The sequence below is a fragment of the Pseudoalteromonas sp. SR45-5 genome (genome assembly GCF_014163565.1).
Classification (GTDB): Bacteria; Pseudomonadota; Gammaproteobacteria; order Enterobacterales; family Alteromonadaceae; genus Pseudoalteromonas; species Pseudoalteromonas distincta.
The window spans coordinates 1-3,512 of sequence record NZ_JACJDN010000439.1 but is presented as its reverse complement, the minus strand read 5'-3'; the positions used below and the strand labels follow the sequence as shown (position 1 = coordinate 3,512).

The following is a 3,512-nucleotide window of genomic DNA, read 5'->3' as shown; positions in this document are numbered from 1 at the left end:
CTATATATAATAGCCAAATATTGTCCACTTTTAATAAAAATAAATATTACGCTTACAAAGGTTGTGATGAACAATTTAGCTACAAAAAGCTCACAAATACTCACATCAAGTGACATAGAAAACCTAGCTCGCCGTTTTGGTGGAAAAAGTGACGACTATATAGAAATTATGAATACACAAAAAAATCAAAAAACAATTAACAAGTATGCGCTATTGAAAGAAATTGATGACGCAATAAAAACATCTAAAGAAAAAAAATAAAAAAGGTAAACTCCATTGCAAAGGATTTTTATTAAAGGTATCAAAGGCGGCATAGGTAGCACATCAGTTGTTGCAAACTTAGCGTGCGTTTTGAAAAAATCTGATGTTGATGTGGTTGCAATAGACCTAGATGCTAAAAGTGACCTTGGTTTGCACTTTGGCCTTAAGTGGACAGCCACAAAAGGTTGGAGCAACGAGAGTACTTTTGACGATGCGTTATTGCATTTTCGTAAAGACAGCGATGGCGTTCTTTTTTTACCCCATGGCGATAACGAAGCAACGCTAGATGAAATTATAGCCACAATTAACAATTGCAAAAAACTGGACTATAAAGAATCTGCTTGGATATTATTCGACTGCCCTTCACACATTAATATTTCTCACTACCCGTTAGAAGAAAACGATATTGTTATTGAGCTAGTCACTTGCGATGCAATTTGTCATAGCCTCATATACAAGCGCCTACAAACCCTTAAGTCAGTAGAGTCAAGCTGGAAACACTTTTTTGTCGTTAATCGTTACAACGCAGCCTCAGTGTTAGAATTTGATCTATTTTCTCTTTGGCAATCTACATTGCCATTTATGGCGCCGTTTTTTATCAACAGTGATGAAGTTATTAAAGAGGCCACAGCTAATCGTAATGTAGCCCTTAATTGCGCACCATACAGTGTAGCGAACGATGACTTTGAAACACTGGCCGGTTGGCTTGTAAGCAAGGCGGCGAACTGACGATGAGCTTTACTCTTTTTTACAAAAGGCCCATACACAGTACATTGTATATTCTATTGAGTATATTATTCACTGATAAGCTTGTGCGTTACATTTTATTTAAATTTCATAGTTACTTTAATCAGCACAAAGTAAATGTAATTGAAGCCTTTTTAATGCCCTTCATAACTTTGTTCGGTTCATTATTTGTGAATATTAAAAAGAACAAAGAAAACTTTGAGTTAGCGTTATATAACTATTATCCACATTTAAGATTGCCATACAGAACTTATATCTATTCCAATATTATACGCTTTGTTATTCAGAGCATATTTTTGCTTTTTGCTGTTCATAAACCCAAAAGAAAATCAGTGTCTATAAAAAAGCATGCTGTAAATTATTTTTATGATGGAGTCAGTTACAGCCTAAGGCAACTTCGTTGGTACGACCTTAAATTAGGCCGATTAATAAGGCGCCTTTTTTCCAAAAACAACAAGCCTAAAAAAAGTGCTTTTAAAACAATGGCCGACGCTCGTATTTGGCAGAACAAACTTATTAAATACATCGTTGTTGCACTGATATTATTCTTGCTTGCCATATTTGTTACTATTCCCTTTAGCCTTGAAGCGCAAGCGGTGTTTATTAGCTTTATTTTACTGGTTGCTTACGCGCTCAAACGCGTAAAAGGCCATATGGCCACGATTGTAATGATCACCTTATCTGTCACTACATCTTCTCGATACTTGTGGTGGCGATACACTGAAACACTTAACTGGGATGACCCTTTAGCACTTACATTAGGTGCAGGCTTGTTACTAGCAGAAACATACGCATGGATGGTACTTATTTTAGGTTTTTTTCAAACTATTAACCCACTTGAAAGAAAACCTGTCATGTTGCCAAAAAATACTGACTTATGGCCAACGGTAGATATTTACATTCCTACTTACAACGAGCCTTTAAGTGTTGTAAGGCCGACTACCCTTGCCGCTTTAAGCATAGATTGGCCAGCAGATAAACTAAAAGTCTATATTTTAGATGATGGTAAACGCCCTGAGTTTGCTGAATTTGCTAAACAAGTTGGTGCAGGTTATTTAACAAGACCAGATAATAACCATGCAAAAGCCGGTAACATGAATAGTGCTATGCGCTACACAGATGGTGATTATATTGCCATTTTTGATTGCGACCACGTACCTGCTCGTTCATTTTTGCAAATGACTATGGGACAGTTTTTAAAAGACAGTAAAGTGTGTTTAGTACAAACACCACATCATTTTTTCTCAGCAGATCCATTTGAGAGAAACTTAAATAACCACAGTCAAATTCCAAATGAAAACATGTTGTTTTACGGGCTTATTCAAGACGGAAACGATATGTGGGATGCTACGTTCTTTTGTGGTTCGTGTGCGGTACTCAAAAGAGAAGCGCTTGATGAAATAGGTGGCTTTGCTTTTGAAACCGTCACAGAGGATGCTCATACTGCACTGCGAATGCAACGCGCAGGTTATAAAACTGCCTATATAAATATTCCTCAAGCTGCTGGCCTTGCCACTGACAGTTTATCGGCTCATATTGGCCAGCGAATTCGTTGGGCACGGGGCATGGCGCAAATATTTAGGCTCGATAACCCGCTGTTAGGCAAAGGCTTGAACATACCTCAGCGACTTTGTTACTTAAATGCTATGCTGCATTTTCTATCAGGTATTCCGCGCATTGTATTTTTAACCGCGCCCCTGGCACTTATATACTTTAATGCATACATTATTTACGCGCCATTTTTAGCTATTTTTATCTACGTTGTACCTACACTTATTCAGATAAAAGCAACTAACTCACGAATACAAGGTAAGTATCGCTATTCGTTTTGGGGCGAAGTTTACGAATCTGTGCTTGCTTGGTACATATTAAAGCCAACAACAGTTGCTTTGTTTAATCCAAACAAAGGTAAATTTAACGTTACCGAAAAAGGTGGCTTAAACGATAAAGAGCATTATGACTGGGGTATTTCTAAGCCATATTTGGTTTTACTCGCCATTAATTTAGTAGGTATGTTAATTGGTATTTTACGCCTGTTTTTTGGCGACCCTACGCAAGTTGGTGTACTGCTGATTAGTATGGGGTGGGCGCTTTATAATATTATCATTTTGGGTGCTGCGGTTGCCGTGGCAGCAGAAGCACGCCAAGTGAGGCATTCACACCGTATTAAAGCAAACTTCCCAGCGGGAGTTCGTTTAGCAAATGGCCACACATTAAAAGTAAAAATTACAGATTACTCCGATAACGGCGTAGGAATAGAAACCGACCATGCACATGCTTGTCGTGTAAACGATAAAATAGAATTATTAATGAGCCGCGGTAATAAGCAATTTTCGTTTACTACCCATGTTTGTAATACTCGGGGTAATCAAATTGGCTTAACCATTAAAGATTTATCTCTTGAAAAACAGCGCGCGTTTATACAATGTACATTTTCACGAGCTGATGCGTGGCTTGACTGGCAAAATAACTTTAGACATGACCGCCCATCTTACAGTTTTAAA

3 protein-coding genes are annotated in these 3,512 nt (G+C 37.8%); all 3 read left to right on the top strand.

Annotation, left to right across the window (positions count from 1 at the left end; all coding sequences use genetic code 11):
* Positions 1 to 66: 66 nt before the first annotated feature.
* The gene (bcsR, locus tag H5072_RS14795; protein WP_058429545.1) at positions 67 to 261 is read left to right on the top strand and encodes a BcsR/BcsP family cellulose biosynthesis protein; all 195 of its coding nucleotides are present in this window, start codon (positions 67 to 69) and stop codon (positions 259 to 261) included.
* A gap of 15 nt (positions 262 to 276) precedes the next feature.
* Positions 277 to 990 carry a cellulose biosynthesis protein BcsQ gene (gene bcsQ, locus H5072_RS14790; protein ID WP_182693947.1) on the top strand — a complete coding sequence of 238 codons (714 nt, stop codon included), beginning with the start codon at positions 277 to 279 and terminating at the stop codon, positions 988 to 990.
* Between the two features lie 2 nt (positions 991 to 992).
* Positions 993 to 3,512: UDP-forming cellulose synthase catalytic subunit (gene bcsA, locus H5072_RS14785; RefSeq protein WP_182693946.1), on the top strand; the 2,520-nt coding region annotated here is incomplete at its 3' end.

Excerpts from the sequence above, each read along its gene's own strand:
- bcsR (WP_058429545.1), top strand. The coding sequence starts at position 67 with ATGAACAATTTAGCTACAAAAAGCTCACAAATACTCACATCAAGTGAC.